General features: G+C 72.0%; 23 protein-coding genes. 5 read left to right on the top strand and 18 right to left on the bottom strand.

Annotated features, from left to right (window positions below):
- Window positions 1–191: 191 nt before the first annotated feature.
- Genes O1Q96_RS12850 through aroH form a run of 3 tightly spaced genes read right to left on the bottom strand, consistent with a single transcriptional unit; the run spans window position 192 to window position 1,895 of the window.
- On the bottom strand, window positions 192–434 hold the full coding sequence (locus tag O1Q96_RS12850) for a hypothetical protein (protein ID WP_269248293.1): 243 nt from the start codon (window positions 432–434) through the stop codon (window positions 192–194).
- A 16-nt stretch (window positions 435–450) separates the two neighbouring features.
- Window positions 451–1,536, bottom strand: coding sequence for a prephenate dehydrogenase (locus O1Q96_RS12845; RefSeq protein ID WP_269248292.1), 1,086 nt, complete (start codon window positions 1,534–1,536; stop codon window positions 451–453).
- A complete protein-coding gene (gene aroH / locus O1Q96_RS12840; RefSeq protein WP_269248291.1) occupies window positions 1,533–1,895 on the bottom strand; it encodes a chorismate mutase in 363 nt (120 codons plus the stop codon). The genes O1Q96_RS12845 and aroH overlap by 4 nt, the downstream gene beginning before the upstream one ends.
- Before the next feature lie 286 nt (window positions 1,896–2,181).
- Here aroH and O1Q96_RS12835 point away from each other — a divergent pair, with 286 nt between their 5' ends.
- The 3 genes from O1Q96_RS12835 (at window position 2,182) to O1Q96_RS12825 (ending at window position 3,987) form a co-directional block, all read left to right on the top strand.
- Entirely contained in the window at window positions 2,182–2,850 is a 669-nt protein-coding gene (locus O1Q96_RS12835) for a hypothetical protein (protein ID WP_269248290.1), read from the top strand.
- Window positions 2,851–2,962: 112 nt separating this feature from the next.
- A complete protein-coding gene (locus O1Q96_RS12830) occupies window positions 2,963–3,547 on the top strand; it encodes a DUF6529 family protein (protein ID WP_269248289.1) in 585 nt (194 codons plus the stop codon).
- On the top strand, window positions 3,544–3,987 hold the full coding sequence (locus O1Q96_RS12825; RefSeq protein ID WP_269248288.1) for a Rieske (2Fe-2S) protein: 444 nt from the start codon (window positions 3,544–3,546) through the stop codon (window positions 3,985–3,987). Before O1Q96_RS12830 ends, O1Q96_RS12825 begins: the two co-directional genes overlap by 4 nt.
- Window positions 3,988–4,023: 36 nt before the next feature.
- On the opposite strand, the gene O1Q96_RS12820 is transcribed toward O1Q96_RS12825, so the two are convergent.
- From O1Q96_RS12820 to O1Q96_RS12770, 11 genes are all read right to left on the bottom strand, one after another.
- Entirely contained in the window at window positions 4,024–5,043 is a 1,020-nt protein-coding gene (locus O1Q96_RS12820) for an ADP-ribosylglycohydrolase family protein (RefSeq protein ID WP_269248287.1), read from the bottom strand.
- A complete protein-coding gene (locus O1Q96_RS12815; RefSeq protein ID WP_269248286.1) occupies window positions 5,040–5,840 on the bottom strand; it encodes an NUDIX hydrolase in 801 nt (266 codons plus the stop codon). Before O1Q96_RS12815 ends, O1Q96_RS12820 begins: the two co-directional genes overlap by 4 nt.
- Window positions 5,841–6,092: 252 nt before the next feature.
- A complete protein-coding gene (locus O1Q96_RS12810) occupies window positions 6,093–7,439 on the bottom strand; it encodes a pseudouridine synthase (protein ID WP_269248285.1) in 1,347 nt (448 codons plus the stop codon).
- On the bottom strand, window positions 7,439–8,095 hold the full coding sequence (gene scpB, locus O1Q96_RS12805) for an SMC-Scp complex subunit ScpB (protein ID WP_269248284.1): 657 nt from the start codon (window positions 8,093–8,095) through the stop codon (window positions 7,439–7,441). Before scpB ends, O1Q96_RS12810 begins: the two co-directional genes overlap by 1 nt.
- Window positions 8,092–9,267, bottom strand: coding sequence for a segregation and condensation protein A (locus O1Q96_RS12800; protein ID WP_269248283.1), 1,176 nt, complete (start codon window positions 9,265–9,267; stop codon window positions 8,092–8,094). Before O1Q96_RS12800 ends, scpB begins: the two co-directional genes overlap by 4 nt.
- 18 nt (window positions 9,268–9,285) lie before the next feature.
- The gene (locus tag O1Q96_RS12795; RefSeq protein WP_269248282.1) at window positions 9,286–9,852 is read right to left on the bottom strand and encodes a hypothetical protein; all 567 of its coding nucleotides are present in this window, start codon (window positions 9,850–9,852) and stop codon (window positions 9,286–9,288) included.
- Window positions 9,837–10,973 (bottom strand): ParA family protein, encoded by a 1,137-nt coding sequence (locus tag O1Q96_RS12790; protein ID WP_269248281.1) that lies wholly within the window; start codon window positions 10,971–10,973, stop codon window positions 9,837–9,839. The genes O1Q96_RS12795 and O1Q96_RS12790 overlap by 16 nt, the downstream gene beginning before the upstream one ends.
- Window positions 10,974–11,394: 421 nt before the next feature.
- A complete protein-coding gene (ald, locus tag O1Q96_RS12785; protein ID WP_269248280.1) occupies window positions 11,395–12,519 on the bottom strand; it encodes an alanine dehydrogenase in 1,125 nt (374 codons plus the stop codon).
- A 155-nt stretch (window positions 12,520–12,674) separates the two neighbouring features.
- Window positions 12,675–14,756, bottom strand: a complete 2,082-nt coding sequence (locus tag O1Q96_RS12780; RefSeq protein WP_269248279.1) for a tetratricopeptide repeat protein — start codon at window positions 14,754–14,756, stop codon at window positions 12,675–12,677.
- Between the two features lie 169 nt (window positions 14,757–14,925).
- Window positions 14,926–15,552 (bottom strand): NUDIX domain-containing protein, encoded by a 627-nt coding sequence (locus O1Q96_RS12775; protein WP_269248278.1) that lies wholly within the window; start codon window positions 15,550–15,552, stop codon window positions 14,926–14,928.
- Between the two features lie 112 nt (window positions 15,553–15,664).
- Window positions 15,665–17,332, bottom strand: coding sequence for a CTP synthase (locus tag O1Q96_RS12770; protein ID WP_217459405.1), 1,668 nt, complete (start codon window positions 17,330–17,332; stop codon window positions 15,665–15,667).
- 495 nt (window positions 17,333–17,827) lie between these two features.
- Between O1Q96_RS12770 and O1Q96_RS12765 the strand changes: the two genes are divergently transcribed.
- A complete protein-coding gene (locus tag O1Q96_RS12765) occupies window positions 17,828–19,630 on the top strand; it encodes a glycoside hydrolase family 15 protein (protein WP_269248277.1) in 1,803 nt (600 codons plus the stop codon).
- A 152-nt stretch (window positions 19,631–19,782) separates the two neighbouring features.
- Entirely contained in the window at window positions 19,783–21,426 is a 1,644-nt protein-coding gene (locus O1Q96_RS12760; RefSeq protein WP_269248276.1) for a PucR family transcriptional regulator, read from the top strand.
- Between the two features lie 64 nt (window positions 21,427–21,490).
- On the opposite strand, the gene O1Q96_RS12755 is transcribed toward O1Q96_RS12760, so the two are convergent.
- The 4 genes from O1Q96_RS12755 to O1Q96_RS12740 form a co-directional block, all read right to left on the bottom strand.
- A complete protein-coding gene (locus O1Q96_RS12755; RefSeq protein WP_269248275.1) occupies window positions 21,491–22,627 on the bottom strand; it encodes a glycosyltransferase family 4 protein in 1,137 nt (378 codons plus the stop codon).
- A gap of 533 nt (window positions 22,628–23,160) precedes the next feature.
- Entirely contained in the window at window positions 23,161–24,903 is a 1,743-nt protein-coding gene (recN, locus tag O1Q96_RS12750; protein WP_269248274.1) for a DNA repair protein RecN, read from the bottom strand.
- A 198-nt stretch (window positions 24,904–25,101) separates the two neighbouring features.
- Entirely contained in the window at window positions 25,102–26,007 is a 906-nt protein-coding gene (locus tag O1Q96_RS12745; protein WP_217459409.1) for an NAD kinase, read from the bottom strand.
- A complete protein-coding gene (locus O1Q96_RS12740) occupies window positions 26,004–26,819 on the bottom strand; it encodes a TlyA family RNA methyltransferase (protein WP_269248273.1) in 816 nt (271 codons plus the stop codon). Before O1Q96_RS12740 ends, O1Q96_RS12745 begins: the two co-directional genes overlap by 4 nt.
- Window positions 26,820–26,825: the final 6 nt, after the last annotated feature.

Genomic DNA, 26,825 nt, shown 5'->3' with positions numbered 1-26,825 from the left:
GCTTCCCGGACCCCGTTTTACGGACCCCGCGGCGGCCCCTCACCGTCCCTGCGCCAGGCTCACGACGATCATCAGGACCAGGACCGCCGGCACGATCGACGGACCCGCGGCGAGGGCCCGCGCGCTGCCCGGCTGCCGCGTCGCATCCGGCTGTGTCGGCGGGCCCGTCCGTGCCGGCTGCCGGGGCGGCTTCATCCGCCTCGTCCGTGACGCGCTCGCGGGGCCGGTGCGGGCGCCGCGGTGTCGCTGAACACGTCGTGCCCGCTGGCCGCGGCCCGCGCGCACCAGGGGCAGGCGCTCAGGTGGGAGCCGTGACTGTGCCGCGGCCGGTCCGGGCAGACCCGGGCCTGACGGCGCTCCTCGTCGAGCGCGCGCAGCCCCTCCTGCGCCTGGGGCCGGGCGGCCGGATCGGTGACGCGGCGGGCCCCGCCCACGCCGGACGAACCACCCCTACTGCCGGATCGCCCAGCCCCGCTCCCGCAAGGACGCCGTCAGCACCGGCACCGCCGACGGCTTCACCATCAGTTCCACCAGACCGGCCTGCTGCCCGGTCGCATGCTCGATGCGCACATCCTCGATGTTGACGCCCGCGCGGCCGGCGTCGGCGAAGATGCGGGCCAGCTGGCCCGGCTGGTCGTCGATGAGGACGACGACGCTCTCGTACGAGGTGGGCGCGGCGCCGTGCTTGCCGGGGACACGGACCTGGCCGGCGTTGCCGCGGCGCAGGACGTCCTCGATGCCTGTGGTGCCCTCGCGGCGCTTGGCCTCGTCGGAGGACTGGAGGGCGCGCAGGGCCTGCACGGTCTCGTCCAGGTCGGCGGAGACGTCCGCGAGGAGGTCGGCGACCGGACCCGGGTTCGCGGAGAGGATGTCGATCCACATCCGCGGGTCGGACGCGGCGATCCGGGTCACGTCACGGATGCCCTGCCCGCAGAGGCGTACGGCTGTCTCCTCGGCGTTCTCCAATCGGGCGGCGACCATGCTGGACACCAGATGCGGCATGTGCGAGACGAGCGCGACCGCACGGTCGTGGGCGTCGGCGTCCATCACCACCGGGACCGCCCGGCAGTGCGAGACCAGCTCCAGCGCGAGGTTGAGCACCTCGGTGTCCGTGTCCCGGGTCGGCGTCAGCACCCAGGGGCGTCCCTCGAAGAGGTCACCGGTGGCGGCCAGGGGGCCCGACTTCTCACGGCCGGACATGGGGTGCGAGCCGATGTACGCGGACAGGTCGAGGCCGAGTGACTCCAGCTCGCGGCGCGGCCCACCCTTGACGCTGGCCACGTCGAGGTAGCCGCGGGCGACCCCGCGCCGCATCGCGTCGGCGAGTGCCGCGGCGACGTGCGCGGGCGGCGCGGCGATGATCGCGAGGTCGACGGGCCCCCGGGGTTCCTCGTCCGTCCCGGCGCCGAGCGCGGCCGCCGTACGGGCCTGCTCCGGGTCGTGGTCGGCGAGGTGCACGGTGACGCCGCGCCCGGCCAGGGCCAGCGCGGCCGACGTCCCGATGAGGCCGGTGCCGATGACGAGTGCCGTTCTCACTGGGCGATGTCCTTGCGGAGCGCGCCCGCGGCACCCAGGTAGACGTGCGCGATCTCGGAGCGCGGCAGATCGGACTCGATGTGCGCGAGGACCCGCACGACCCGGGGCATCGCGCCCTCGATGTCCAGCTCCTGCGCACAGATCAGCGGTACGTCGACGATGCCGAGCTTGCGCGCCGCGGCCGCCGGGAAGTCGCTGTGCAGGTCGGGCGTCGCCGTGAACCAGATACTGATCAGCTCGTCGGTGGTCAGCGCGTTCCGCTCCAGGATGGCGGTGAGCAGCTCGCTGACCTGCTCGTCCATGTGCCCGGCCTCGTCCCGCTCCAGTTGGACGGCGCCCCGGACCGCTCGTACCGCCACGGTGATGCTCCTTGCTGATGTACGTATCGGCTTTGGTGCATCCAGCCTAGTCAGCCCTCGGTCGCCCGGTGCGCGGCGCCCGCCTGCCGAGACGCCCGCCACGCTTTCCCCGGATCACCCCAATATCACCCTTGTCACTCCTTGTCGCTATGTGGAGTGAGAGCGTGCTTCACGGTGGAATCGTCCTTGAATCTCCGCGAAGTCGCTCCTGTGCGCCTCTGGACGCAGGGCCCGCGGGTCCGCTTGCATGGTGGGGCTGTCCGCGCCACGCCTCGGGGGAGGCACGATGAAGCGTTCCGGACCACTTTTCACGCTCCTCGCGGGACTGCTGCTCGCCCTGTTCATGCTGTCGCTCAACGCGACGACGGGGACGCGCAGCACGTCGACCGGGAGCGACTCGCCCGCCGACGTCGTGTCGGCGAGCCCGACGCCCACCGCCACGGCCAGTCCGGGGAAGCCGTCCCCGTCGCCCAGCCCGTCGAGGTCCGCCGTGGCGAACGGCGACTACGCGGGCCGCACCGACGACGACTCCTCCGCGGTGGCGGTGACGCTGCGCGACGGCAAGGCGGTCGCGTACTTCTGTGACGGCCGGGACCAGGAGTCGTGGCTGAAGGGCCCGGTCGAGGCCGACGGCAGCATGCGGCTGAAGGGCCGCAAGGGCGAGGTCCTCACCGGCGAGCTGACCGGCAAACGGGTCCGCGGCACGGTCGACATGGGGCAGCGGACGTACGGCTTCACGGCGGACAGGGCCGTCAAGCCCTCCGGGCTGTACCGCGCCACCGCCACCGTGCGCGGCGCCGAGGTCGACGGCGGCTGGATCGTGCTGCCGGACGGCCGCCAGGTCGGCATCCTCAAGCGCGACGGCAGGGCGGCGGCCGCACCCCGTATCGACCCGGAGAGCGGCGCCGTGACGGTCGACGGACAGCGGCTCACCGCCCGGCCCGTGACCCCGTGACCCCCTCGGCCCGTCCTTCGTTCCGTCCTTCGTTCCGTCCCTCGCTCCAGCCCCCGCTCCGTTCTTCGCTCCGCCCCTTGCCCCATGACCGCGTGACCGCAGGGAGCCGACCATGACCGTGGACCCGAACGCCGCCACCCAGGGCTTCTCCGCGCCCGGCCCCGCCCGCCGCGGACCGGGGGCCGCCCGCTACGTCGTACCGGCCCTGGTCGCGAGCGCGGTCGCGGTGGGCCTCGGCGTCTACGGAAACGTGCACGACCCGGAGGGCACCGCCTTCAACCTGGCGGGCTTCAGCAGCACGAGCGCCGTGAAGTCGTGGCTGGGCACCGCCGCGATGGGTTTCGCGGTCGTGCAGCTCGTCTCGGCGCTCATGCTGTATGGGCGCCTGCCGGGCCCGAGCTGGTCCGGCACGGTGCACCGCTGGTCGGGCCGGATCGCGTTCTTGGTGGCGGTTCCTGTAGCGGTGCACTGTCTGTACGCGTTGGGCTATCAGACGTACGAACCGCGCGTCTTGTGGCACTCGCTCCTGGGTTGCTTCTTCTTCGGTGCGTTCAGTGCCAAGATGCTGCTGCTCCGCTCGGAGCGACTGCCCGGCTGGGTGCTGCCCGTCGTCGGCGGGCTCCTCTTCTCCGCCCTCACCGTGATCTGGCTGACCTCCGCCCTCTGGTTCTTCCGCACCTTCGGAGTGACGACATGACGAAACCCTCGACGCGGCGCACGGTGCTCGTGACGGGCGCGGCGGGCGCGCTGCTCCTGGGCTGCAGCAAGTACGGCGACGAGAACGGCGGGGGCGACACGGAGGAGGCGCCCTCTTCGGCCCCCTCCGGAAGCGGGAGCCGGGCGCCCGGCGGCGAGGAACTCACCAGGACGGGTGACGTCCCGGTCGGCGGCGGCAAGATCTTCAAGGACGAGAAGGTCGTCGTCACCCAGCCCGAACTGGGCGACTTCAAGGCCTTCTCGGCGGTCTGCACCCACTCGGGCTGCATCGTCGCCAACGTCTCGGACGGCACGATCAACTGCACGTGCCACGGCAGCAGGTTCCGTGTCGCCGACGGCTCGGTGGCGGGCGGCCCGGCGCCGAAGCCGCTCCCCGCGAAGCAGATCACGGTCACGGGCGACTCGATCAGCGTCGCCTGACCCAAGCGGCCCGTCACACCGGGCCGGCCGGGCCGGTCAGGCGTCCCAGAGCGCGCCGAAGGACATCAGGTCCCCCTGGTGCTCGATCCTGTCGGCCCATTCCGTGGGCCATGCGTCGGCGCCGAGGTGCGCCCCCGCGAAGGCGCCGGCCAGACAGGCGATCGAGTCCGAGTCCCCGGAGGTGCAGGCGGCCCGGCGCAGGGCCGTCACGGGCTCGTCGACGAAGAGCAGGAAGCACAGCAGTCCGGTGGCGAGGGCCTCCTCGGCGATCCACCCGGGGCCGGTGGCGAGGCACGGGTCCGTCTCGGGCGACGGCGACCGCAGGGCCCGCTGAAGCCGTTCCAGGGCTTCCAGGCACTCGTCCCAGCCGCGCGAGATGTAGTGCGCCGGAGTCGGGTCCTGGGCGCGGGCCCACAGGTCGCCCAGCCAGCGGTCGTGGTAGCGCGTCCGGTTCTCGTACGCGTACGACCGCAGGAGTCCGACCAGGCCCGTCGGTTCGGTGCCCTGTGCGAGCAGCCGTACCGCGTGCGCGGTGAGGTCGGAGGCGGCCAGCGCCGTCGGGTGGCCGTGGGTGAGGGCGGCCTGCAACTGGGCGGCGCCCGCGCGCTGTTCGTCGCTGAGCCCAGGGACGAGGCCGAGGGGCGCCACGCGCATGTTGGCGCCGCAGCCCTTCGAGCCCACCTGGCTGGCGTCCTGCCAGAGCCGGTCCGCGCTCTTCAGCTTCTCGCAGGCGACGAGGCAGGTACGGCCGGGCGCGCGGTTGTTCTCCGGGGACTGGTACCAGTCCACGAACTCCTCGCGCACGGGCCGCTCCATCCGCTTGGGCCCGAGGAGCCCCCGGTCCATGGCCGTCCGCAGCCCCCGCGCCAGCGCCAGGGTCATCTGCGTGTCGTCCGTGACGAAGGCGGGGTCCGGCAGCTCCATCTCCCGCCAGGGTCCGCACTTGGCGAGGATCGACGGCACGTCGTTGAACTCGGTCGGGAAGCCGAGCGCGTCCCCGAGGGCGAGCCCGACCAGTGCCCCGGTGGCGGCGTGCTTTCTGACGGTCGTGGTCATGAGGATCGTCCTTCCGGAGACGAGGACTGCGAGGGGGACGGCGGCGGGGACCGGTGGGCACCGGGAGAGGGGCCGGTCCCGGCGGACGGTGGTGCCGGAGCCGGTCGCAGCAGCGGCGGATGCAACGCCGTGGCGGCGCCCGCCCGGTACAGCGCGGCGGGCTTCCCCCGGCCTCCGGTCAGCCGGGCCGCACCCGGGACCGGCTCGACGAACCCGGGCGTGGCGAGGACCTTGCGCCGGAAGTTCGGGCGGTCGAGCGCGGTCCCCCACACCGTCTCGTAGACCTGCTGGAGCTCCCCGAGTGTGAACCGGGGCGGGCAGAACGCCGTGGCCAGGCAGGTGTACTCCAGCTTGGCGCCGATCCGTTCGTGGGCGTCGGCGAGGATCCGGTCGTGGTCGAAGGCGAGCGGGCCGAGTCCGCCGTACGGCAGCCATCGCGCGCTCGCCGCGTCCCCGCCGCCGCGCGGCTCGGGAGGGTCCGGCAGCAGCGCGGTGTACGCCACGGAGACCACCCGCATCCGGGGATCGCGGTCCGGCTCGCTGTAGGTACGCAGTTGCTCCAGGTGCAGCCCCGAGACGTCCGACAGGCCGGTCTCCTCGGCCAGTTCGCGCCGGGCGGCCGTCCCGGCGGACTCCTCGGGCAGCACGAACCCTCCCGGCAGTGCCCAGCGGCCCAGGTACGGCTCCTGCCCGCGCTCGATCAGGAGCACGTCCAGTACGCCCGTCCGGACCGTGAACACCGCGAGATCCACGGTGACGGCGAAGGGCTCGAAGGCGTACTTGTCGTAGCCCTCCATACCCCCTCCTCGTGCCGCCTCGACGGCTGTCGGTGCCCTGCCGGGCGACGGCGGAGGACCGGGACCACCCCCGTGGGCCCTGCTCCACCGGCCGCGCCCGGCAGGGACGCTCTTTAATAGTCAGTACGACTATAAATAGCGAACCGTGTGCCCACAACCCCCGGACACGAATCGGCCGGCCCCGGGAAGATCCCGGAACCGGCCGATGCCGTGCGGACGAGGACGGCGGAAGAGGTCCCCGCCGCGAGACGCCTAGAGGTCGACCTCCTGCATCAGCATCCCGACCTCGGTGTTGGACAGCCGCCTCAGCCAGCCCGACTTCTGGTCGCCGAGGGCGATCGGCCCGAAGGACACGCGCACGAGCTTGTCGACCGGGAAGCCGGCCTCGGCGAGCATGCGGCGCACGATGTGCTTGCGGCCCTCGTGCAGCGTCACCTCGACCATGTAGTTCTTGCCGGTCTGCTCGACGACCCTGAAGTGGTCCGCCTTCGCGTACCCGTCCTCCAGCTGGATGCCGTCCTTGAGCTGCTTGCCCAGGTCGCGCGGGATCGGGCCCACGATGTGCGCGAGGTAGACCTTCTTCACGCCGTACTTGGGATGGGTCAGGCGGTGCGCCAGCTCACCGTGGTTGGTGAGCAGGATGATGCCCTCGGTCTCGGTGTCGAGCCGTCCCACGTGGAAGAGCCGCGTCTCGCGGTTCGTCACGTAGTCGCCGAGGCACTGACGGCCCTCGTTGTCCTCCATGGTGGAGACGACACCGGCGGGCTTGTTGAGCACGAAGAACTGGTACGACTGCGTGGCCACCGTCAGCCCGTCGACCCTGATCTCGTCGTTCTCCGGGTCGACGCGCATGCCCTGTTCCACGACGATCTCGCCGTTGACCTCGACGCGGGACTGCTCGACCAGCTCCTCGCAGGCACGCCGCGAGCCGTAGCCCGCGCGCGCGAGCACCTTCTGCAGGCGCTCGCCCTCCTGCTCGGCGCCCGGGAAGGTCTTGGGCGTCTTGACCTCGGGCCGGCCCGCGTACCGGTCCCTGTTGCGCTCCTCGGTCCGCGTCTCGTACTCACGGGAGCGCGCGTTCTCCGTACGGCCGCCGCGCTGCTGGCCCTGCCTGGGGCCGCCCTTGGCACCGCCGCGGGCGGAGCTGCCGCGCCCGGACTTCGCACCCTCGTGGGTGGCGCCGGGGCCTACGTCGTAACGACGCTCCTCGGGGCGGGGCTTGCTGGGGCGCTTCGGCCTGTCGTCGGACCCTCCCGCGCCGTTCTGCTGGGGGCCCCTCCCCGCGGTCCCCCGGGAGTCGTATCCGCTGCCGGAGGTGCGGGGGCCACCGCCTCCGCCACCGGAGCCACGGGGGTTGCCGCCGCCGAAGCCACGAGACCCCCCGCCACCGGATCCGCGGGAGTTACCGCCTCCACCGCCAGAACCACGGGGGTTACCGCCTCCACCGCCGGAACCACGGGGGTTACCGCCTCCACCGCCGGAACCACGGGGGTTACCGCCTCCACCGCCGGAGCCGCGGGAGTTACCGCCCCCACCGGTCCCGCGGGGGTTGCCTCGCCCGCCGCTGTTCCTGCCACTGCCGCTGCCACTGCTTCGCATCAAAGTTCCGTCGTCGTCGTGTCGTCTGCATCTGCGTCCGGCGCATCCGGATCGAACGACGGGACCCCTTCCAGCGTCTCTGCCTCGATCGCGTCCGCCTCCGGAAGGAAGGGCGCGAGCTCCGGGAGCTCGTCCAGGCCGCGCAGGCCCATTCGCTCCAGGAAGTAGTTCGTCGTCCTGTACAGGATCGCACCTGTTTCGGGTTCCGCGCCCGCCTCCTCGACCAGACCGCGCTGAAGGAGGGTGCGCATGACCCCGTCACAGTTCACTCCGCGGACCGCCGAGACCCGGGAACGGCTGACCGGCTGCCGGTACGCGACCACGGCGAGGGTCTCCAGTGCGGCCTGTGTGAGCCGGGCCTGCTGCCCGTCCAGCACGAACCGCTCGACGGCCGCCGCGTACTGCGGCCGGCTGTAGAACCGCCAGCCTCCGGCGATGAGCCGCAGCTCGAAGCCACGGCCCTGGACGGTGTACTCGTCAGCCAGCGCCCGCAGCGCGTCCGCGACCTGCCGCCTGGGCCGCTCCAGAATTTTCGCGAGGTGCTCCTCGGTGGCGGGCTCGTCCACGACCATCAGGACGGCCTCCAGGGCGGGCCCGAGGTCGAGATCCGCGACGCCGCGCGCCCCTGCCGGGGCCTCGGTGGTGTCCTCGCTCACACCTTCTCCTCCTTCACCGGCTCAGGCGGTCTGTCGAACTCGTCCGTCACCGTCGGCTGCGCCCCCCCCTCCCCGCCCGTCCAGCGCACCACCAGCTCCCCCAGAGCCTCCTCCTGGTCCAGGGAGACCGCCTTCTCGCGATAGAGCTCCAGAAGGGCCAGGAAACGCGCCACGACGGTGAGGGTGTCGTCGGTGTCGTCGACGAGCGAGCGGAAACTGGCCTCCCCGAGCTCCCGCAGCCGCGCCACCACGATCGCCGCCTGCTCCTGCACGCTCACGAGCGGCGCGTGGATGTGGTCGACGTACACCTGGGGCTTCGGCTTCGGCTGCATCGCCTTCACGGCGAGCCTGGCGAATCCTTCCGCCCCGATGCTGATGACGACTTCCGGCAGCAGCTCGGCGTGGTGGGGCTCCAGCCCGACGGTCCGGGGGTACCGCCGCGCCTCCTCGTCGAGGCGCCGGTTGAAGATGTCGGCGATCTGTTTGTACGCGCGGTACTGCAGCAGGCGCGCGAAGAGCAGGTCGCGGGCCTCCAGCAGCGCCAGATCGGCCTCGTCCTCGACCTCGGCGGACGGCAGCAGGCGGGCGGCCTTCAGATCGAGCAGGGTCGCCGCGACGACCAGGAATTCAGTCGTCTGGTCGAGGTCCCAGTCCGGCCCCATCGCCCTGATGTGCGCCATGAACTCGTCGGTGACCTTGGAGAGGGCCACCTCGGTGACGTCCATCTTGTGCTTGGAGATCAGCTGAAGCAGCAGATCGAAGGGGCCCTCGAAGTTGGCGAGCCGAACGGTGAAGACACCGTCACCGGGTTCGTCGGCCTCGACGGAGGCGGACTGCTCCCCAGGGAGTTCGACGGAGGCGGGCCCCTCCTCGGGGCGGACGGCTTCGGACTCGCGCTCCGGGTCGCCCGTGGCGTCCTGGGCAGGCGTTCCCCCGGGCGGCGGGGGTCCCTCCGCCCGGACGGGGCCGAGGGTGGGGGGCGGTGGCGGGTGCGGCGCTTCACGGTCCGCACCCGGGGACCCGTCACCGGACGCGGACGGTCTCTCCGGGTCGGACGGTCTCTCCGCTGCCTGCGGCTCGGCGGGGGGCACGCCCCGAGGCCCCCGCCCCAGCGCGCGCCGCCGGCCACCGGTACCGCCGGAGGCAGAGGCAGGGACGTCGTTCGAGGTCATAGCCGTCGCAGGCTACCGCTACCGCCCGCGCAACCGTCGTACGAGGATGCTCGCGTCTCCGCGGGACTCGAGATCCGCGAGGACCACGGCGACGGCCTCACGCACGATCCGTCCTCGGTCGACCGCGAGCCCGTGCTCCCCGCGGAGCACCAGCCGGGCGTGTTCGAGGTCCATGAGCTCCTCGGCGGACACGTACACCGTGATCTTCTCGTCGTGCCGCTCGCGCCCGCTGGGCCGCCGTCCGGAGCCCCGGCCGCGCTTGCGGGGCTGCGCCCCGGCAGAACCTTCCTGCACCCCCTGACGTCGTCCGGAGGGGTCGGCCGTGACGGCGCCCCGGCTGCGGGACTCCCCGTCGGCGGAGTCGGCGTCGGCCGCGACGTGTTCGTCGCCCTCGCCGTCCCCGCCCTGCACGGGCACCGACTGCGGCGTGTCCTCCCCGGAGGCTCCGGCGTCACTCTCGCCCGCCGGAGCCGGTACCCGGGCCTCGCCGTTGACCGGACGCCTGGGGGTGGACGACTGGAGGGCCATCCCCCCGGTCGTGCGGAACAGTTCGTCGGCCCCCGGCAGACTCACTCGGCGTGACACCGGGCGAGCACCTCCCTGGCGAGCTGACGGTAGGCGGCGGCGCCGACGGAGTTGGAGGCGTACGTCGTGATCGGCTCACCGGCGACCGTGGTCTCCGGGAAGCGGACGGTCCGGCCGATCACCGTGTGGTAGACGTGATCGTCGAACGCCTCGACCACGCGCGCGAGCACCTCACGGCTGTGCACGGTGCGCGAGTCGTACATCGTGGCGAGGATGCCGTCGAGCTCCAGCTCGGGGTTGAGCCGCTCCTGGACCTTCTCGATGGTCTCGGTGAGCAGCGCGACTCCGCGCAGCGCGAAGAACTCGCACTCCAGTGGCACTATCACCTTGTGGGCGGCCGTCAGCGCGTTCACGGTGAGCAGGCCCAGGGAGGGCTGACAGTCGATCACGATGTAGTCGTAGTCGGCCATCAGCGGCTTCAGGGCGCGCTGCAGAGTGGACTCGCGGGCGACCTCGCTCACCAGTTGCACCTCGGCGGCGGACAGGTCGATGTTGCTGGGCAGCAGGTCCATGTTCGGGACCGCTGTCTTCAGGAGCACCTCGTCGGCCGCCATGCCCCGCTCCATGAGCAGGTTGTAGACCGTGAGGTCGAGCTCCATCGGGTTGACGCCGAGGCCCACGGACAGTGCGCCCTGCGGGTCGAAGTCGACGAGCAGAACCCGGCGTCCGTACTCCGCGAGAGCGGCACCCAGGTTGATGGTCGACGTCGTCTTTCCGACGCCGCCCTTCTGGTTGCACATCGCGATGATCTTCGCGGGGCCGTGATCGGTCAGCGGGCCCGGGATCGGGAAGTACGGCAGCGGGCGTCCGGTCGGGCCGATGCGCTCACGGCGCTGGCGCGCCGCGTCGGGCGCGAGCGTGGCCGCGTACTCCGGATCGGGCTCGTACTCGGCGTCGGGGTCGTAGAAGTGCCCCTCGGGCAGGTCGTCGTAGTCGGCGAAGTGGGTGCGGTTCTCGCCACTTCCGTTGCCGGCCATGGCGTTCACGTGATGGCCATCCATGCTCTGGTGTGCGGGCTGAGTCGTCCGCGAGGTGTGGTGACTCTGGTGGGCTGCGAAGGTGCGCACAGCGACGGAGCCGACAGCCTCGAGCCCCGTGGGCCTCGAGCCCTGCGCAGGCATTCCTGGTTGACCACCCCCGGGAGTAAATGTCGACTCATTCACAAGTCGTCTTACCTCCTTGGTGACCAGGAAATTTCTCGATAGGTCAGCGTGGCACCATGCCGACGGTTGGCGACTCTATGGCGTGTCACCGCTCCGCAGCAACACAATCCGCCGGACCCGGCCGGATGTGTCGGCAAGGGAACACCCCTCTGTCAAGGGCGTAAGGGCGTCGCACGGCAGGTTTCAAGGGTGTGCGAAACGGTTCAAGGGTTACGTTCGAGGCGAGTTGAACGAGTCTCGCAAAGTGACCCGAGACACATCCGGCCGGGCCTTGTGGGACAAGGTCCGGCCGTACGTGCGATGTTGACGACCCGTGTTGACGTATCGCCTTTTGTCGGTGGAGAGATCCTTGGCGAGGCGGGACAAACCGGGTCGTACGTCAGCCGAGCAGGGTCTCCAGCTCGGCGTGCTCCAGGCCGTGGGCTTCCGCGACCTCACGGTAAACAACCTTGCCGTCATGGGTGTTGAGACCCCTGGCGAGCGCCGGGTCACGGCGCAGCGCCTCGACCCAGCCGCGGTCCGCGAGCTCCACGATGTACGGCAGCGTGGCGTTCGTCAGCGCGTATGTCGACGTGTTGGGAACGGCGCCGGGCATGTTGGCCACACAGTAGAAGACCGAGTTGTGGACCGGGAAGGTCGGCTCGGCGTGTGTCGTCGGACGCGAGTCCTCGAAGCAGCCGCCCTGGTCGATCGCGATGTCGACAAGAACACTTCCGGGCTTCATCCGTGACACGAGCTCGTTGGTGACCAGCTTCGGGGCCTTGGCGCCCGGGATGAGCACGGCTCCGATGACGAGGTCCGCCTCCAGGCAGGCCTTCTCGAGCTCGTAGGCGTTGGAGACGACGGTCTGGATCTTCGTACCGAAGATCTTGTCGGCTTCCTTGAGCTTGTTGATGTCACGGTCGAGCAGGGTCACGTGGAAGCCCATGCCGATGGCGATCTGTGCGGCGTTCCAGCCGGAGACTCCGCCGCCGATGACGACGGCCCGGCCGGCGAGCACGCCCGGAACGCCGCCGGGCAGCACACCGCGGCCGCCGTTGGCGCGCATCAGGTGGTAGGCGCCGACCTGCGGGGCGAGGCGGCCCGCGACCTCGGACATCGGGGCGAGCAGGGGCAGCGCGCGGCTGGGCAGCTCGACCGTCTCGTAGGCGATCGCCGTGGTGCCGGAGACCAGGAGCGCGTCCGTGCACTCCTTGGAGGCGGCCAGGTGCAGGTAGGTGAAGAGCGTCTGGTCCTTGCGCAGGCGGTGGTACTCCTCCGCGATGGGCTCCTTGACCTTCAGCAGCAGGTCGGCGGTGGCCCAGACCTCGTCGGCGGTCTGCAGGATCCGCGCACCGGCGGCGACGTACTCCTCGTCCGGGATCGACGAACCGACACCGGCGTTCTGCTCGACGAGGACCTGGTGGCCGTGGCGCACCAGCTCGTGCACACCGGCGGGGGTGATGGCCACCCGGAACTCGTTGTTCTTGACCTCGCGGGGGATGCCGACCTTCACGTCGATCACGGTCCTTGACTCAGAAGGGGTCTGGGAGTAGGCAGCGCAAGACGGGACGATGCCAGCCATACCCGGATGCACGGGAGCACACCGGGAGACACCACGAAGAGACGCGGCGGAGCCAGTCTAATGAAGGGATTCTCTCTGTCTAGCCTTTCAATGCATCAATCTTCTTCGGATGCACTACGGATTTCGCAGGCATCGGCGTCCCGTTCCCTGGCTGATGCACTCTCAGGGAGCTCGTCACCCAGCATCTGCTCGGCCGTGACGCGGTGCAGCCGGGCGGCCGCGGGGTCCCCCAGCCGGTCCAGCGTGTCGGCGAGCCGGACCTGGAGCGCGGCCTGCAGCCGGACGTCCTCGGCGTGGCGCGCCCACTCGACCGCCTCCTGGCAGGTGACGAGGGACTCCTCGGGCCGGCCCGCGTACTCCTGCACCCGCGCCATCTCGCTCAACGCCCTTGCCTGACCTGCCACATCACCGGCCCTGCGGTGACCGGTGACGGCGGATCGCCAGCTGCGCAGCGCCTCGCCGTAGCGGCCCGCGTAGGTGTGCGCGGTCGCGATCCGGCCGTGCAGCCGGGCCGCGTCCGCGCGCTCGTCCCGGGCGAGCCGCTGGGCGAGCGCGCGCCCGTACCAGTCGGCGGCCCGGTCGTAGTCCCCGAGCTCCTCGTGAGCGCCGCCTACGGATTCCATCGCGCGGCCGGTCGCGTACGGGTCGTTCGCCTCCCGGCCGGCGTCCAGAGCGGCCCGGTAGCGGGCCAGAGCGTCCGTGGTGCGGCCGGTCTGGGCGTCCAGATCCGCGAGGTTCAGCAGCGCGGCGGCCTTCTCGCGGGGCAGGTTGCGGCGCTCGGCGACATCCAGGACGAGCCGGTGGATGCCGTACAGCTCGGGTGCCGCGGCCTGCGTACCGACATGGGCGACCATCGCCTTGACCAGGGCGGCCATGAGGCGGCGGGCCAGCGTGTCCAGCTCCCCGTCGGCGACCGCGAGCCGGGCGGCGGCCAGCAGGGCGGGCTGCCGGATGCGCAGCCAGTCGGCGGCCGCTCGGGGGTTCGGGAACCGCAGCGCGCGGGGCATTTCGGCGAGCTTCTCGCGGGCGGGCGAGCTGTCGGTCTCGGTGATCGCACGGCAGGACACCAGGAGCCGTACGGTCCGCTCCAGCATCCGGGCGCGGGCCAGCTGGACCTCGGCCGCGCGGTCCTCGGTCCCGGTGAGCGAGCGCAGCAGCGGCATCAGGCAGCCGGGCACCTCGTACTGCGGCAGCGGCGACCGGACGGCGCGTACGAGCCCGAGCCCGGTGAAGTCGTCCAGGGTGGTGCGGGCGGCGCCGACCGAGCAGCCGGCCAGCGCGGACGCGGTGTGCGGATCCACGAGGCCCGCGGGGGCGAGCGACAGGAGTCGCAGTATCCGCGCGGCCGCCGACGGCAGGGCGGCGTACGAGAGCCGGAAGACACGCTCCAGGACCGGACTCTCGTCGCCGTCGGTGCGCAGTTGCTTGGCGAGGTCGGCGACGGCCGCCTTGGGCCGGTGGGCCAGCCAGGCCCCGGCGAGGACGAGCGCCGCGGGCTGGGCCGCGCAGATCTCCACGAGCCCTTCGGCGGCACGCGGGTCCACGGTGATGCGCACGGAGCCGGTGTACCGGTCGAGGAGGTCGAGTGCGGATTTCGTGTCGAGGCCGCCGAGGGTGCAGGGGCGGACGTCGGAGATCCCGGTCAGGGGGCCGCCGGAGACGGCGACGACGAGACAGTCGGGGTTCTCCGGGAGGAGCGCGTCGACCTGTCCGGCGTCCGCCGCGTCGTCGAGCAGGAGCAGCGTCCGGCGGGTGGCGAGCGCCTCGCGCAGCCGTTCGGAGAGGTCGTCCTCGTCCGCTCCGGCCGGGGCGGTCAGTTCGAGTGCGGTGAGCAGGTCACGGGCGGTTCGTTCGGTCGGCACGGGCGTGCCGTCGGGCTCGGAGAGCCGAGCTCTCAGGACGCCGTCGGGGTAACTGTCCGCGACCTGCCGCACGAGCTCCTCGGCGAGTGCGGTGCGGCCTGAGCCGGGCCTGCCGGCGATGAGCAGCACGCGCGCGCGTGGCGCCTTCCGGCCGGCGAGGGTGTCCAGTCCCGCCCGCTCGATGTCGGCCCGCAGTTCCTTCAACTCTCTTGTACGGCCGAGGAACTGACTCTCCGTGAGGGAGGACTCGGCAGCCGGGGGCCGCCCTTCCTCCGACACCGTCGTGCCGCTGACGTCCACCGCCTGGTCCGTCACGGGCCACACTCCCGTCCCACTGCGCGCAAGCCCGCCGGGACTCCGGACGGGGCGTTTTCAGAGCCTAGTTCACGCTCTGCGACGATCCGTGCGGAGCGCGGCGGGCACATCCCCCGATCGGATCAGGCGATCGTCACACCGGTGGGCCGACTGCACGCACCCGAGTGACTCAGGCCTCGAACGGACGCGCGGGCCACGGCGCCTCGGCCGGCCTCAGGGCGTCCAGGCCGTCGCCGCCGCGGGCCGCGACCAGCGACAGAACGCCCACCACGAGACAGTTGTTGTGCAGCTCACCGGCGAGGACACCACGGACGAGCTCGTCGACCGGGACCCGGGAGAGCTCCATGTCGGCCTCCTCGTCCTCGACCTCGAAGCGCTGCCCCTCGGCCTCGGAGAGATCACGGGCGAGGAAGATGCGGACGGCCTCGTCGCAGCCACCGGGCGTGGTGAACACGTCCGCGAGCACACGCCAGTCCTCGGCCTTGACGTGGGCCTCCTCGTAGAGCTCGCGCTGCGCGGCGTGCAGCGGGTTCTCGCCCGGGATGTCGAGCAGGCCGGCCGGGATCTCCCAGAGCTTGTGGCGCACGGGGTGCCGGTACTGGCGGATGACCAGGGCACGGCCCTCGTCGTCGAGGGCGAGGACGGCGACCGAACCGGGATGCACCTGGTAGTCCCGGTGGACGACCGATCCGTCGGGCATGACCACGTCGTCGGTGCGCACGGAGGTCTTGTTGCCCACGAACGGGGTCTGGGTCGCCCTGACCTCCCACTCCTCGGCGGTGTCCTTGATGGTCATGTCGACTTGTCCTCCCACACGCACGAACCTGCGCCGCGTCAGATGCACACGGCGAAAACCGGGGCACGCGCCCCAAAAAGACGCGTACCCCGGCAACCGTACAACCCTCGTGCTACTTGGCCGTCTTGCGCTCCACCGCGGCCCTGACCAGGCCCGCGAAGAGCGGGTGCGGCCGGGTGGGACGCGAGCGCAGCTCGGGGTGCGCCTGGGTCGCGACCAGGTACGGGTGGACCTCCCGCGGGTACTCCACGTACTCCACGAGCTTGCCGTCCGGGGAGGTGCCGGAGAACTGCAGGCCGGCCTTCTTCTCCAGCTCGGCGCGGTAGGAGTTGTTCACCTCGTAGCGGTGACGGTGCCGCTCCTCCACGTACTCCTTGCCGTCGTAGACCTCACGCACGATGGAGCCCTCGGCGAGCTTGGCGGGGTACATGCCCAGGCGCATCGTGCCGCCCATGTCGCCGTCGCCCGCGACGATGTCGAGCTGCTCGGCCATGGTGGAGATGACGGGGTGGCCGGTGGCGGAGTCGAACTCGGTGGAGTTGGCGTCCGCGATGTCGGCGAGGTTGCGCGCGGCCTCGATCACGATGCACTGCAGGCCCAGGCACAGGCCGAGCAGCGGGATCCTGTTCTCGCGGGCGTACTGGATGGCGCCGACCTTGCCGGACACGCCGCGGTCGCCGAAGCCGCCGGGGATACAGATCGCGTCGACGTCACCGAGCTGCTCGGCGGCGCCCGAGGGGGTCTTGCAGTCGTCCGAGGCGACCCACTTGATCTTCACCCGGGCCTTGTTGGCGAAGCCGCCCGCGCGCAGGGCCTCGGTGACCGAGAGATAGGCGTCGGGCAGGTCGATGTACTTGCCGACGAGTGCGAGGTTGATCTCGTGCAGCGGCCTGTGGACGCGGTCGAGCAGGTCGTCCCAGGTCGTCCAGTCCACGTCCCGGAACGGCAGGTCCAGCTTGCGGACCACGTACGCGTCGAGGCCCTCGGTGTGCAGGACCTTGGGGATGTCGTAGATCGAGCGGGCGTCGGGGCAGGCGACCACGGCCGCCTCGTCGACGTCGCACATCAGCGAGATCTTGCGCTTGATCGCGGTGGGCACCTCCCGGTCGGCGCGCAGCACGATCGCGTCCGGCTGGATACCGATGTTGCGCAGGGCCGCAACCGAGTGCTGGGTCGGCTTCGTCTTCAGCTCCCCGGAGGGGCCGATGTACGGGAGGAGCGAGATGTGGACGACGAACACGTTGTCGCGACCGACCTCGTGACGGACCTGGCGGACGGTCTCCAGGAACGGCAGCGACTCGATGTCGCCGACCGTGCCGCCGACCTCCGTGATGACGACGTCGACGTCGTCGGTGGCCATCCGGCGGATGCGGTGCTTGATCTCGTTCGTGATGTGCGGGATCACCTGCACGGTGTCGCCGAGGTACTCACCGCGCCGCTCCTTCGCGATGACCGTGGAGTAGACCTGCCCGGTCGTGACGTTCGCGGAGCCGTCCAGGTCGACGTCGAGGAAACGCTCGTAGTGCCCGATGTCGAGGTCGGTCTCGGCCCCGTCGTTGGTGACGAACACCTCACCGTGCTGGAAGGGGTTCATCGTGCCGGGATCGACGTTCAGGTACGGGTCGAGCTTCTGCATCGTGACCCGCAGACCCCGCGCCTTGAGCAGCGCGCCCAGGCTGGAGGCGGTCAGGCCCTTACCGAGGGAGGAGGCGACACCCCCGGTGACGAAGAGGTGCTTGGTCGTCGTGGCTGTGCTGCTTCGGAAAGCAGCGGGCGGCATGGCCAAGAGGGGGCTCCCGTGGTCGCGGTCTGGAGTGCGGTACGGCTGCCCGGCCCGGAGGTTTCCGGAGGTGCCGTCGCTGCGGTTCGGGGGGCCCTTTTGCTGCCGGGGCACCCACCGGTCCACGGGCTACCAGGGTATCAGCGACGGGACGAGGCCGCTTCCGGCCACGCTCCGCGCACGGGCCGACACGGACCACGGTCGTGCTCACTCGTTCGGCTCAGACGGGTTGCAGAGAGGGGCGCGCGGAACATCATCGTGCGTCGTATCCTGCTCGGACACTCGCTGCCGACCCAGGCCGGCAAACGGCACCACCCCGCCGGTATTCCTGGACCCGGATCTCGTCAGTTCGCCTCGCGACGGCAATCACTGCAACCATCGACATGCGTGACACGCGACAACTGACGTTCCGCAACGACGCTTTACCAATGATCCTCTGACCGCAAAGAGCGACCGCCCCCTGGGGGCGACGTGGCCGTTCGACTGGAGTTGCACGTGGCCGGGCGCATCGAAGACTACGCACTTATCGGAGACATGCAGACGGCCGCGCTGGTCTGCAGGGACGGCACGGTGGACTGGCTGTGCCTCCCCCGCTTCGACTCCCACGCCGTCTTCGCAGGACTGCTCGGTACGGAGGAACACGGGTTCTGGCGGCTCGGTCCCGCGCACGCCGCCGACGCGGCACCGCCGACGGCGGTGCGCCGCCGCTACCGCGGTGACTCGCTGATCCTCGAATCCGAGTGGGACACGTCACGCGGCACGGTCCGCGTGACCGATTTCATGCCCCCGCGTGACGGCGCGCCCCAGCTGATCCGGATCGTCGAGGGCGTCACGGGCCGCGTCCCGATGCGCTCCGCGCTGCGGATGCGTTTCTCGTACGGGCGTGTGGTGCCCTGGGTGCACAAGCACGAGGGCCGGACGGTGGCTGTCGCCGGGCCCGACTCCGTGTGGTTCGACACCGAGTGCGAGACCTACGGCAAGGCCCTCACGACGTACTCGGACTTCACGGTCGCGCCGGGCGACCGGATCGCCTTCACGATCTCCTGGGAGCCCTCGCACAAGCAGCCGCCCGCCCTGCCGGAGCCGGAGGCCTCCCTGGAGGCCACCGAGGAGTTCTGGCGCGAGTGGGTGGAGCAGTGTACGTACCACGGGCCGTACCGCGAGGCCGTGGTCCGCTCGCTGATCACGCTGAAGGCGCTGACGTACGGACCGACGGGCGGCATCGTCGCCGCTCCCACGACCTCTCTGCCGGAGGAGATCGGCGGTGTCCGCAACTGGGACTACCGCTACACGTGGCTGCGGGACGCGGCGATCACCCTCTCCTCCCTGCTGCGCACCGGCTACCGCGAGGAGGCGCGGGCCTGGCGCGAGTGGCTGCTGCGCGCGGTCGCCGGCGACCCCGAGAACCTGCAGATCATGTACGGCATCGCGGGCGAACGGGAACTGGGCGAGGCGGAGCTCGACTGGCTGCCCGGGTACGAGAACTCCGGGCCCGTGCGCGTCGGCAACGGAGCCGCCCACCAGCTCCAGCTGGACGTGTACGGCGAGGTGACGGAGGCCCTGCACCTGGCCCACATGACGGGTCTGGCCCGCAACGACTACGCGTCCCTGCTCCAGCTGAAGCTGATCCGCTACCTCGAGGACCACTGGGACGAGCCGGACGAGGGCATCTGGGAGGTGCGCGGCCCGCGCCGTCACTTCGTGCACTCGAAGGTGATGGCCTGGGTCGCCGTCGACCGGACGATCAAGCTCATCGAGTCCGGCGACGCGGACGGCCCGCTGGAGAAGTGGCGCGAGCTGCGCGACGACATCCACCGGGACGTGTGTGAGAAGGGCTACGACAAGGAGCGCAACACGTTCACGCAGTCGTACGGCTCGAAGGAGCTGGACGCCTCGCTGCTGCTGATTCCGCAGATGGGCTTCCTGCCGCCGGACGACAAGCGGGTGATCGGCACGATCGAGGCCATCCAGCGCGAGCTGTCCACGTCGGACGGCTTCATCCTGCGCTACCCGACCTCCGGTGAGGACGCGGGCGTGGACGGCCTCGAGGGCGACGAGGGCGCGTTCCTGGCCTGCTCGTTCTGGATGGCGGACGACCTCGCGATGATCGGCCGGGTGGACGAGGCCCGCAAGCTCTTCGAGAAGCTGCTGGCGCTGCGCAACGACCTGGGTCTCCTCGCGGAGGAGTGGGATTCGCGTCTGCAGCGCCAGGTCGGCAACTTCCCGCAGGCGTTCAGCCACGTGCCGCTGATCGACACGGCGCTGCGTCTGACGGCGTCCGGGGCGTACGGCGGCTGACGGCCCCTGGGCCCGCCGCCGGGCCGTGCGGGAGCCTGCCGGTGCGGGAGCCTGCCGGTGCGGCGGCCTCCGCCCGGCCGGGGCCCGTGCGGCGCAGCGCGGCAGGCGCACACCGTGTCACCGCAGGTGGCGGACGAGGTAGCGTCCGCCTCATGGACAGCCGTGTCGACACCCCGGACGCGCAGGGTGGCGGGATCACCGTGCAGCGGGCCCTGGAACTGCCCGGCCTGCGGGGCGGCCTGCCCGAGGTCCTGGCGGGTGCCGACCGGCTGGGCCGTACCGTGCGCTGGGTGCACGCGGGCGAGGTCCCGAACATCGCCTCCCTCCTGAAGGGCGGCGAACTGCTCCTGACCACGGGCTACGGCCTGGGCACCCGCCCCGCCGACCAGCGCGCCTTCGTCCGCACGCTCGCCGAGCGCGGCATCGCCGCCCTGGTCGTGGAGTTGGGGCCGCGCTTCACGAAGCTGCCCGCGGCGCTCGTCGAGACGGCACGCACGGCCGGTCTGCCGCTGGTGCAGCTGCACCGCGAGGTGGCGTTCGTGACGGTCACGGAGGAGGTCCACACCGAGATCGTCAACGGCCACTACGCGCTGCTCCAGCGCGCCGAGGAGGTGCACCGGCGCTGCACCCGGGCCCTGCTCGACGGTGGCGGCATCCCGCAGGTCCTCGGCATCCTGGCCGACTTCAGCGGCAATCCGGTCTTCCTGGAGAGCCCGGACGGACAGCTCCTGTACGCAGCCGGGGCAGGCCCCGCGAACGCCGACCCGCTCCAGGTGTGGGAGGGGCTGCGGGGCCAGCACAAGGACGATCCGCCCGCCGGTTCGGTCCTCGTGGAGGTACCCGGCGGCGGGCCCGGCGGCGGCCCCGGTTCCGTCCGCGCCCGGCTCGTCCTCCTCCCCGTGAACGCGCCGCTCGCGCCCGTGCACCGGATCGCGGCGGAGCGGGCGGCGGGCGTCCTCGCCGTGGTCCTGATGCAGGCCCGCCAGGAGGAGGAGTTGGCAGCCCGCGGTCGCGGCGACTTCCTCACCGACCTCGCCGAGGGCCGGATCGCGGCCGAGGACGCCCCCGCGCAGGCCCGTGTCCTCGGCTTCAAGCCCGGCGGGAGCCCGCTGCTGCCGGTCGTGATGCGCCTCGCCGACGGGCTCTCCCCCGGCGGCGGCTGGGCCGTGCTGGCACGCGCGGTCGCCGAGGAGCTCACTTCGGTGGGCGTACCGGTCCTACTGGGCGTACGCCCCGTGGAGGGCCGTGTGCCGCTGCTGGTGGGGCTGCGGGCGGAGTCCGAGCGGACGGTGGTCGCCGACCGTGTCGCCGCCGCGCTGCGGGCGGGGGTGGAGCGGGCGGGGATGCAGCGGCCGGGTGCGCAGCCGCCGGTCGTGGTGGTCGGTGTGGCGGGTGGCTGGGCTGCGGCGTCGGCGGGCCTGCGGCACGCGGCCGAGACGTCCACGGCGGCCCAGGGGCTGTCCGACCGGCCCTGGTACGACGCCCGGCGCCTGGACATCGACCTGCTGCTGTGGCGCCTGCGGGACCATCCGGACCTGGCCGCCTTCGTGGACCGCGCGATCGGTCCTCTGCGCGACCACGACAACCGCTCCAGGCCGCCGCTGCTGCCCACCCTGCAGACCTACCTGGCGCACGCGGGCCGCAAGGCGGAGACCGCGCGCGAGCTGCACCTCAACCGGCAGACGCTCTACAACCGGCTCGCGCGGATCGGGGAGTTGCTCGGAACGGACCTCGACGATCCGCAGACGGTACTGGCGCTGAGCCTCGCGCTGCGGGCCCGCAGACTCGTCCCCTGAGCGTCGCCCGGATCGCCGGGCCTGCCGCCCCGATCACGGGCTTTGCCGCCCGGGCCTTCAGCCCCTACGGGAGCGGCAGGGGCTTGGTCAGCTCGTCGTACACGCTGAGCACCTGGGCCACCGTCTCGTCCTCGGTCGGCCAGGTGGCCGCCTGGCGCGTTCCCCTGTCCCTGAGGCGCTCACACCGGCCCGGGTCGGCGAGAAGGCCCACCACGGCCTCGGAGAGCGCTTCGCAGTCACCGGGCGGGACGAGCTCGGCGGCGTCGCCGACCAGTTCGGGGATACCTCCGGTGGCGACCGCGACCAGGGGCACGCGCGCGTGCAGGGCTTCCTGGGCGAGCACGGAACGCGATTCCGGGCAGCCGGGCAGCAGGGCGAGATCGGCGGCCCCGAGAAGCTCCCCGATGTCGTCCCTCCGGCCGACGAGGCGCACGGGAAGCCCTTCGTTCTCGATACGCCGCTGGAGTTCGCCCCTCAGCGGTCCTTCTCCGGCGATCACGAGCAGGGGCAGGGGGTCGAGCCGTCGCCACGCGCGCGTGGCGTCCAGCAGCGTGTCGTACCCCCGGTGCCGGTCGAGGGATCCGACCGCCATCAGCAGCGGCCGGTCGGTCGCGCCGAGTTCGGCACGTACCTTGGGCCGCATCCGGTCGGCGTCCTCGTCCTCGGCGGGCCGGCGCTGGGCCGGCAGGGCGACCGCGGCGAGCCGCGCGTCCCGCGCACCCCTGGTGCGGGCCCGGTCCACGAGGTCGGACGAGGACCCGAGGACGACCGACGCGGACTTCGCCACCCGCCGCTCCAGAAGCCGCAGCAGGTGGGCCCGCGCGCCCTCGGCGTACGGACGGGTGTGCCAGGTGACGACGAGCGGGACGTGCCGCCCGCTGAGCGCGAGCGCGGCCCTCAGCGCGGCGTGCAGACCGTGCGCGTGCACCAGGTCGGCATCCGCGCAGGCCACCCGCAACGCCGCCACCGAGGCCGGGTCGTTGCGCCTCGGCACATGCACGTGATCGGCGCCGACACCGGTGAAGTCGTACAGGTGGTCGGCCGCTGCCGGGGCGCACACGGTGACCCGCACGCCCCTCGCGACGAGCCCCGAGGTCAGCGACCGGACATGGGCACTGCTGCCCGCGCTGCCGCCGCCCAGCACCTGGACGGCACGCAGCGACGGCTGTCCGTGCGGTGAGTGGCTGCTCACGGGGCTCACGTGGCCGGGGCTCCTGGTTCGGCGTCGGGCGGTCACGAAGAAACGTACAGAAGGAACGGGTGGCGGGGGTGGACCGCTCGTCCTCCTCCTAAGGATGCCAGGACGGAAAGGAGTTGCCGACCACCGAGGGACCGCTGCGGCAGGGGGTGCGCGGCCTGGATGCGGGCAGTCACTCACACGAGTGAGAAAGAGGCGGTGTGCGAAAACAGTCCAGGGCGGGCGTCGCCCCTGGCGAGCCCCCGTTCACGCCCCTTTCGCGCCCCTCCACGCGCTCGATGTGCACCCCAACGACCGTGCGGCGTCGCTCACATCGTCCGCGGCATCGCTCACATCGTCCCCGGACACGGCCGGGGCGGGCGACGAGCCGCAAGGAGCCGCCGAGCGACCTGTGGCCGAACGCCGTTCCACGGGCAGCGAGCGACGGTCGCCGCGTGGGGCCGCCAGGCCCTCGCGGGCGCACCCACCCGTCCGACCTGCCCGCCGGAGCGGCGGCCCGACCGACGGCCGCACCGGCCTGTCCGTCGTACCGGCGCCTAGCCGTCGCCCCGCGCCGCCGCCAGCAGTTCCTCCGCGTGCGCCCGTGCCGTCTCCGAGTCCTCCTGGCCCGCCAGCATCCGGGACAGTTCCCGGATGCGCTCCTCGCCCTCCAGGACCTTCACACCGGAGCGGGTGACCGACCCGTCGTTCGTCTTCTCGACCAGCAACTGCCGGTCCGCGAAGGCGGCCACCTGGGGCAGGTGGGTGACGACGACGACCTGGGCGCTCTTGGCGAGTTTCGCGAGGCGCCGGCCGATCTCGACGGCGGCCTTGCCACCGACGCCGGCGTCGACCTCGTCGAAGAGATACGTGGGCACGGGGTCCGTCCCCGCGAAGACGACCTCGACGGCGAGCATGACGCGCGACAGTTCACCGCCGGACGCCCCCTTGGCGATGGGCCGTGGCGGCGCTCCCGGGTGCGGGGCGAGCAGCAGCTCGACCTCGTCGACACCGGCGGGCCCGTACGAGACCGGACGTCCGCCGACCACCACCCCCTCGGGGTCCCCGGTCTGCCGGATCTCGAACGACACGCGCGCGTGCGGCATGGCGAGGGAGGCGAGTTCGGCGGTCACCGCGGCGGCGAAGCGGTCGGCGGCCTCCGTACGGGCGTCGGTCAGGGACTGTGCCAGTCCGCCCAGTTCGGCCCGCAGAGCGTCCCGCTCGGCGGTGAGCTCGCCGATCCGGTCGTCGTCGCCGTCCAGCTCGAGGAGCCGCGCGGCCCCCTGCTCGGCCCAGGTCATCACGGCGCCCACATCGTCGCCGTACTTGCGGGTCAGCGTGGTGAGCGCGGCGCGCCGCTCCTCGACCGCCGCGAGCCGCAGCGGATCCGCGTCGAGGTCGTCGGCGTATCCCGCCAGCTCCCCCGCCACGTCGCCCAGCAGGATCCCGATCTCCCCGATGCGGCCGGCCAGCGCGCCGAGGGCCGCGTCGTGGGACCGTACGGCGTCCAGGGCCCGGTGGGCGCCCGCGACGAGCGTCGTGGCGTCGATGCCCTCCGGGTCCTCGGGGTTGCCCGCGAGGGCGGCGTGCGCGACCGTGGCGGCCGACGCGAGGGCCTCCGCGTGCCCGAGCCGCTCGGCCTCGGCCGCGAGCTCCACGTCCTCGCCCGCCCGGGGCTCCACGGCGGCGATCTCGTCGAGCCCGAAGCGCAGCAGGTCGGCTTCCTGGGCGCGTTCCCGGGCGCGCGTGGTGATCTGGTCCAGCTCGGCGGAGATGGCGCGCAGCCGCCGGTAGGCGCCCGTGTACTTGGCGAGCGGCACGGCGACGGCGTCGCCCGCGTACCGGTCGAGCGCCTGCCGCTGCCGGGACAGCTTGAGCAGCCCCTGCTGGTCGGTCTGGCCGTGCACGGCCACCAGGTCGTCGGCGAGCTCGGCGAGCAGCCCCACCGGCACGGAACGCCCGCCGAGGTGCGCCCGCGAGCGGCCCTCCGCGGAGACGGTACGGCTGATGAGCAGGGTCCCGTCGTCGAGCTCGGCACCGGCCTCCTCGGCCCGCAGGATCGCCGAGGCGCCGTCGGGGACGGAGATCCGCCCCTCCACGACCGCGTTCTTCGCCCCGATCCGCACGAGGGCGGCGTCGGCGCGTCCGCCCAGCAGCAGGCCCAGGCTGGTGACCACCATCGTCTTGCCCGCGCCGGTCTCGCCGGTCACGGCGGTGAAGCCGGGCGACAGCTCGACTACCGCGTCGTCGATGACTCCGAGCGACCGTATCCGCATCTCCTCCAACACGGACATGACCATACGAGGTTTCTCCCGCCCGGCGCGACGCCGCCCCATTCCCTGCACAAACGTCCAGGTGTCCGCGGTACCCCGGGCGGCTCCCGGCAGTCACCCCGGCTGACGGGAATGCCTGCCTTCTGCGCGTCCGCGGCATCTTCGGGTTCCCGGACGGTGAGGCCCCCTTCCCCCGTGCGGAGCCTCACCCGTTCGGACCGCGGCTCAGTGCGGGGCGCCCCGCCAACCGGCCACCGGCAGCGCGAACTTGGCGACGAGCCGGTCGGTGAACGACGCGTGGTGCAGCCGTGCCAGCCGCACCGGCACCGACCCGCGGCGGACCTCGACACGTGCGCCGGGCGGCAGCTCGATCGTGCGGCGGCCGTCGCACCACAGGACCCCGGGCGGGATGTGCGGCAGGATCTCCACGGCCAGCACCGAGTTCGGCGAGGTCACCAGCGGCTTGGCGAACAGGGCGTGCGCGCTGATCGGCACCATGAGCAGCGCCTCGACCTCCGGCCACACCACGGGCCCGCCCGCGGAGAACGCGTACGCCGTCGACCCGGTCGGTGTCGCGCACACGATCCCGTCGCAGCCGAAGCCGGTGACGGGCCGCCCGTCGATCTCCAGGACGACCTCGAGGAGCTTCTCGGCGGATACCTTCTGCACGGCGGCCTCGTTGAGCGCCCAGTCCGTGTGCACGACGTCGCCGTTGCTGTGCACGACGACATCGACGGTCATGCGCTCCTCGACCTCGTACGACTTGGTCACCACCCGGTCGACGACCTTGTCGAGGTCGTCGCGCTCGGCCTCGGCGAGGAAGCCGACCCGGCCCAGGTTCACTCCGAGCATCGGCACCCCGGAGGCCCGGGCGAACTCGGCACCGCGCAGCAGCGTCCCGTCACCGCCGAGGACGATCAGCAGCTCACATCCGTCGAGGCACTCCGGAGTCGCCTCCTTGACGAGTTCCACCGTCGGTGGCAGCGGCAGGTCGGCCGCCTCCGCCTCCAGGACCCGTACGCCGAGCCCGGAGCGCAGGAGCCCCTCGACGACGAGCTCGGCGCTGCGGATGGCCGCGGGCCGTCCGGTGTGGGCGAGCAGGAAAACAGTACGAGCTCGGGTCTGAGTCAACGCGGCCCCTCCGCCACAGCACGGTCAACGTCGGCCGGGTCCAGTGCGGGTGCCCCGGCACGCAGCCACAGAAAATACTCGACATTCCCGGAGGGGCCGGGCAGCGGACTGGCCGTCACACCCTGCACCCCGAGCCCCAGTTCCCCCGCCTGCCGGGCCACGCCGCGCACGGCGTCGGCCCGCAACTCGGGGCTGCGGACGACTCCGCCGCTCCCGAGCCGTTCCCTGCCCACCTCGAACTGCGGCTTGACCATCATCACCAGGTCGGCTCCGGGTGCCGCGCACCGCACAAGGGCGGGCAGCACCAGGCCGAGCGGGATGAAGGACAAGTCACCGACAACAAGATCCACCGGCTCCCCATCGATCGCCTCCAACGTCAACTCGCGTACGTTCGTACGGTCTTTGACGGTGACGCGTTCATCGCTTCGGAGAGACCACGCCAACTGCCCGTAGCCGACGTCCACGGCGACGACGTGCGCGACGCCCGCGCGCAGCAGCACGTCGGTGAACCCGCCGGTCGAGGCGCCGGCGTCCAGAGCCCGCCGCCCCTCGACCTCCAGGCCGAGCGGAACGAACGCCTCCAGTGCCCCGGCGAGCTTGTGGCCGCCTCGCGAGACGTAGTCGGGGTCGTTGTCGTCCTGGGTGACCACGATGGCCGCGGCGGTCTCCACCTGGGTGGCGGGTTTGGTCGCGAGGGTCTTGCCGACGGAGACCCGGCCGGCGGCGATCAGCTGTCCGGCGTGCTCGCGCGAGCGGGCGAGCTTGCGTCGGACCAGTTCGGCGTCGAGGCGGCGTCGTGCCACTCCTGCCACGTTCGG

The organism is Streptomyces aurantiacus (genome assembly GCF_027107535.1).
Classification (GTDB): domain Bacteria; phylum Actinomycetota; class Actinomycetes; order Streptomycetales; family Streptomycetaceae; genus Streptomyces.
The sequence above is the reverse complement of the archived record's forward strand: the minus strand, read 5'-3'. Positions and strand labels throughout refer to the sequence as shown.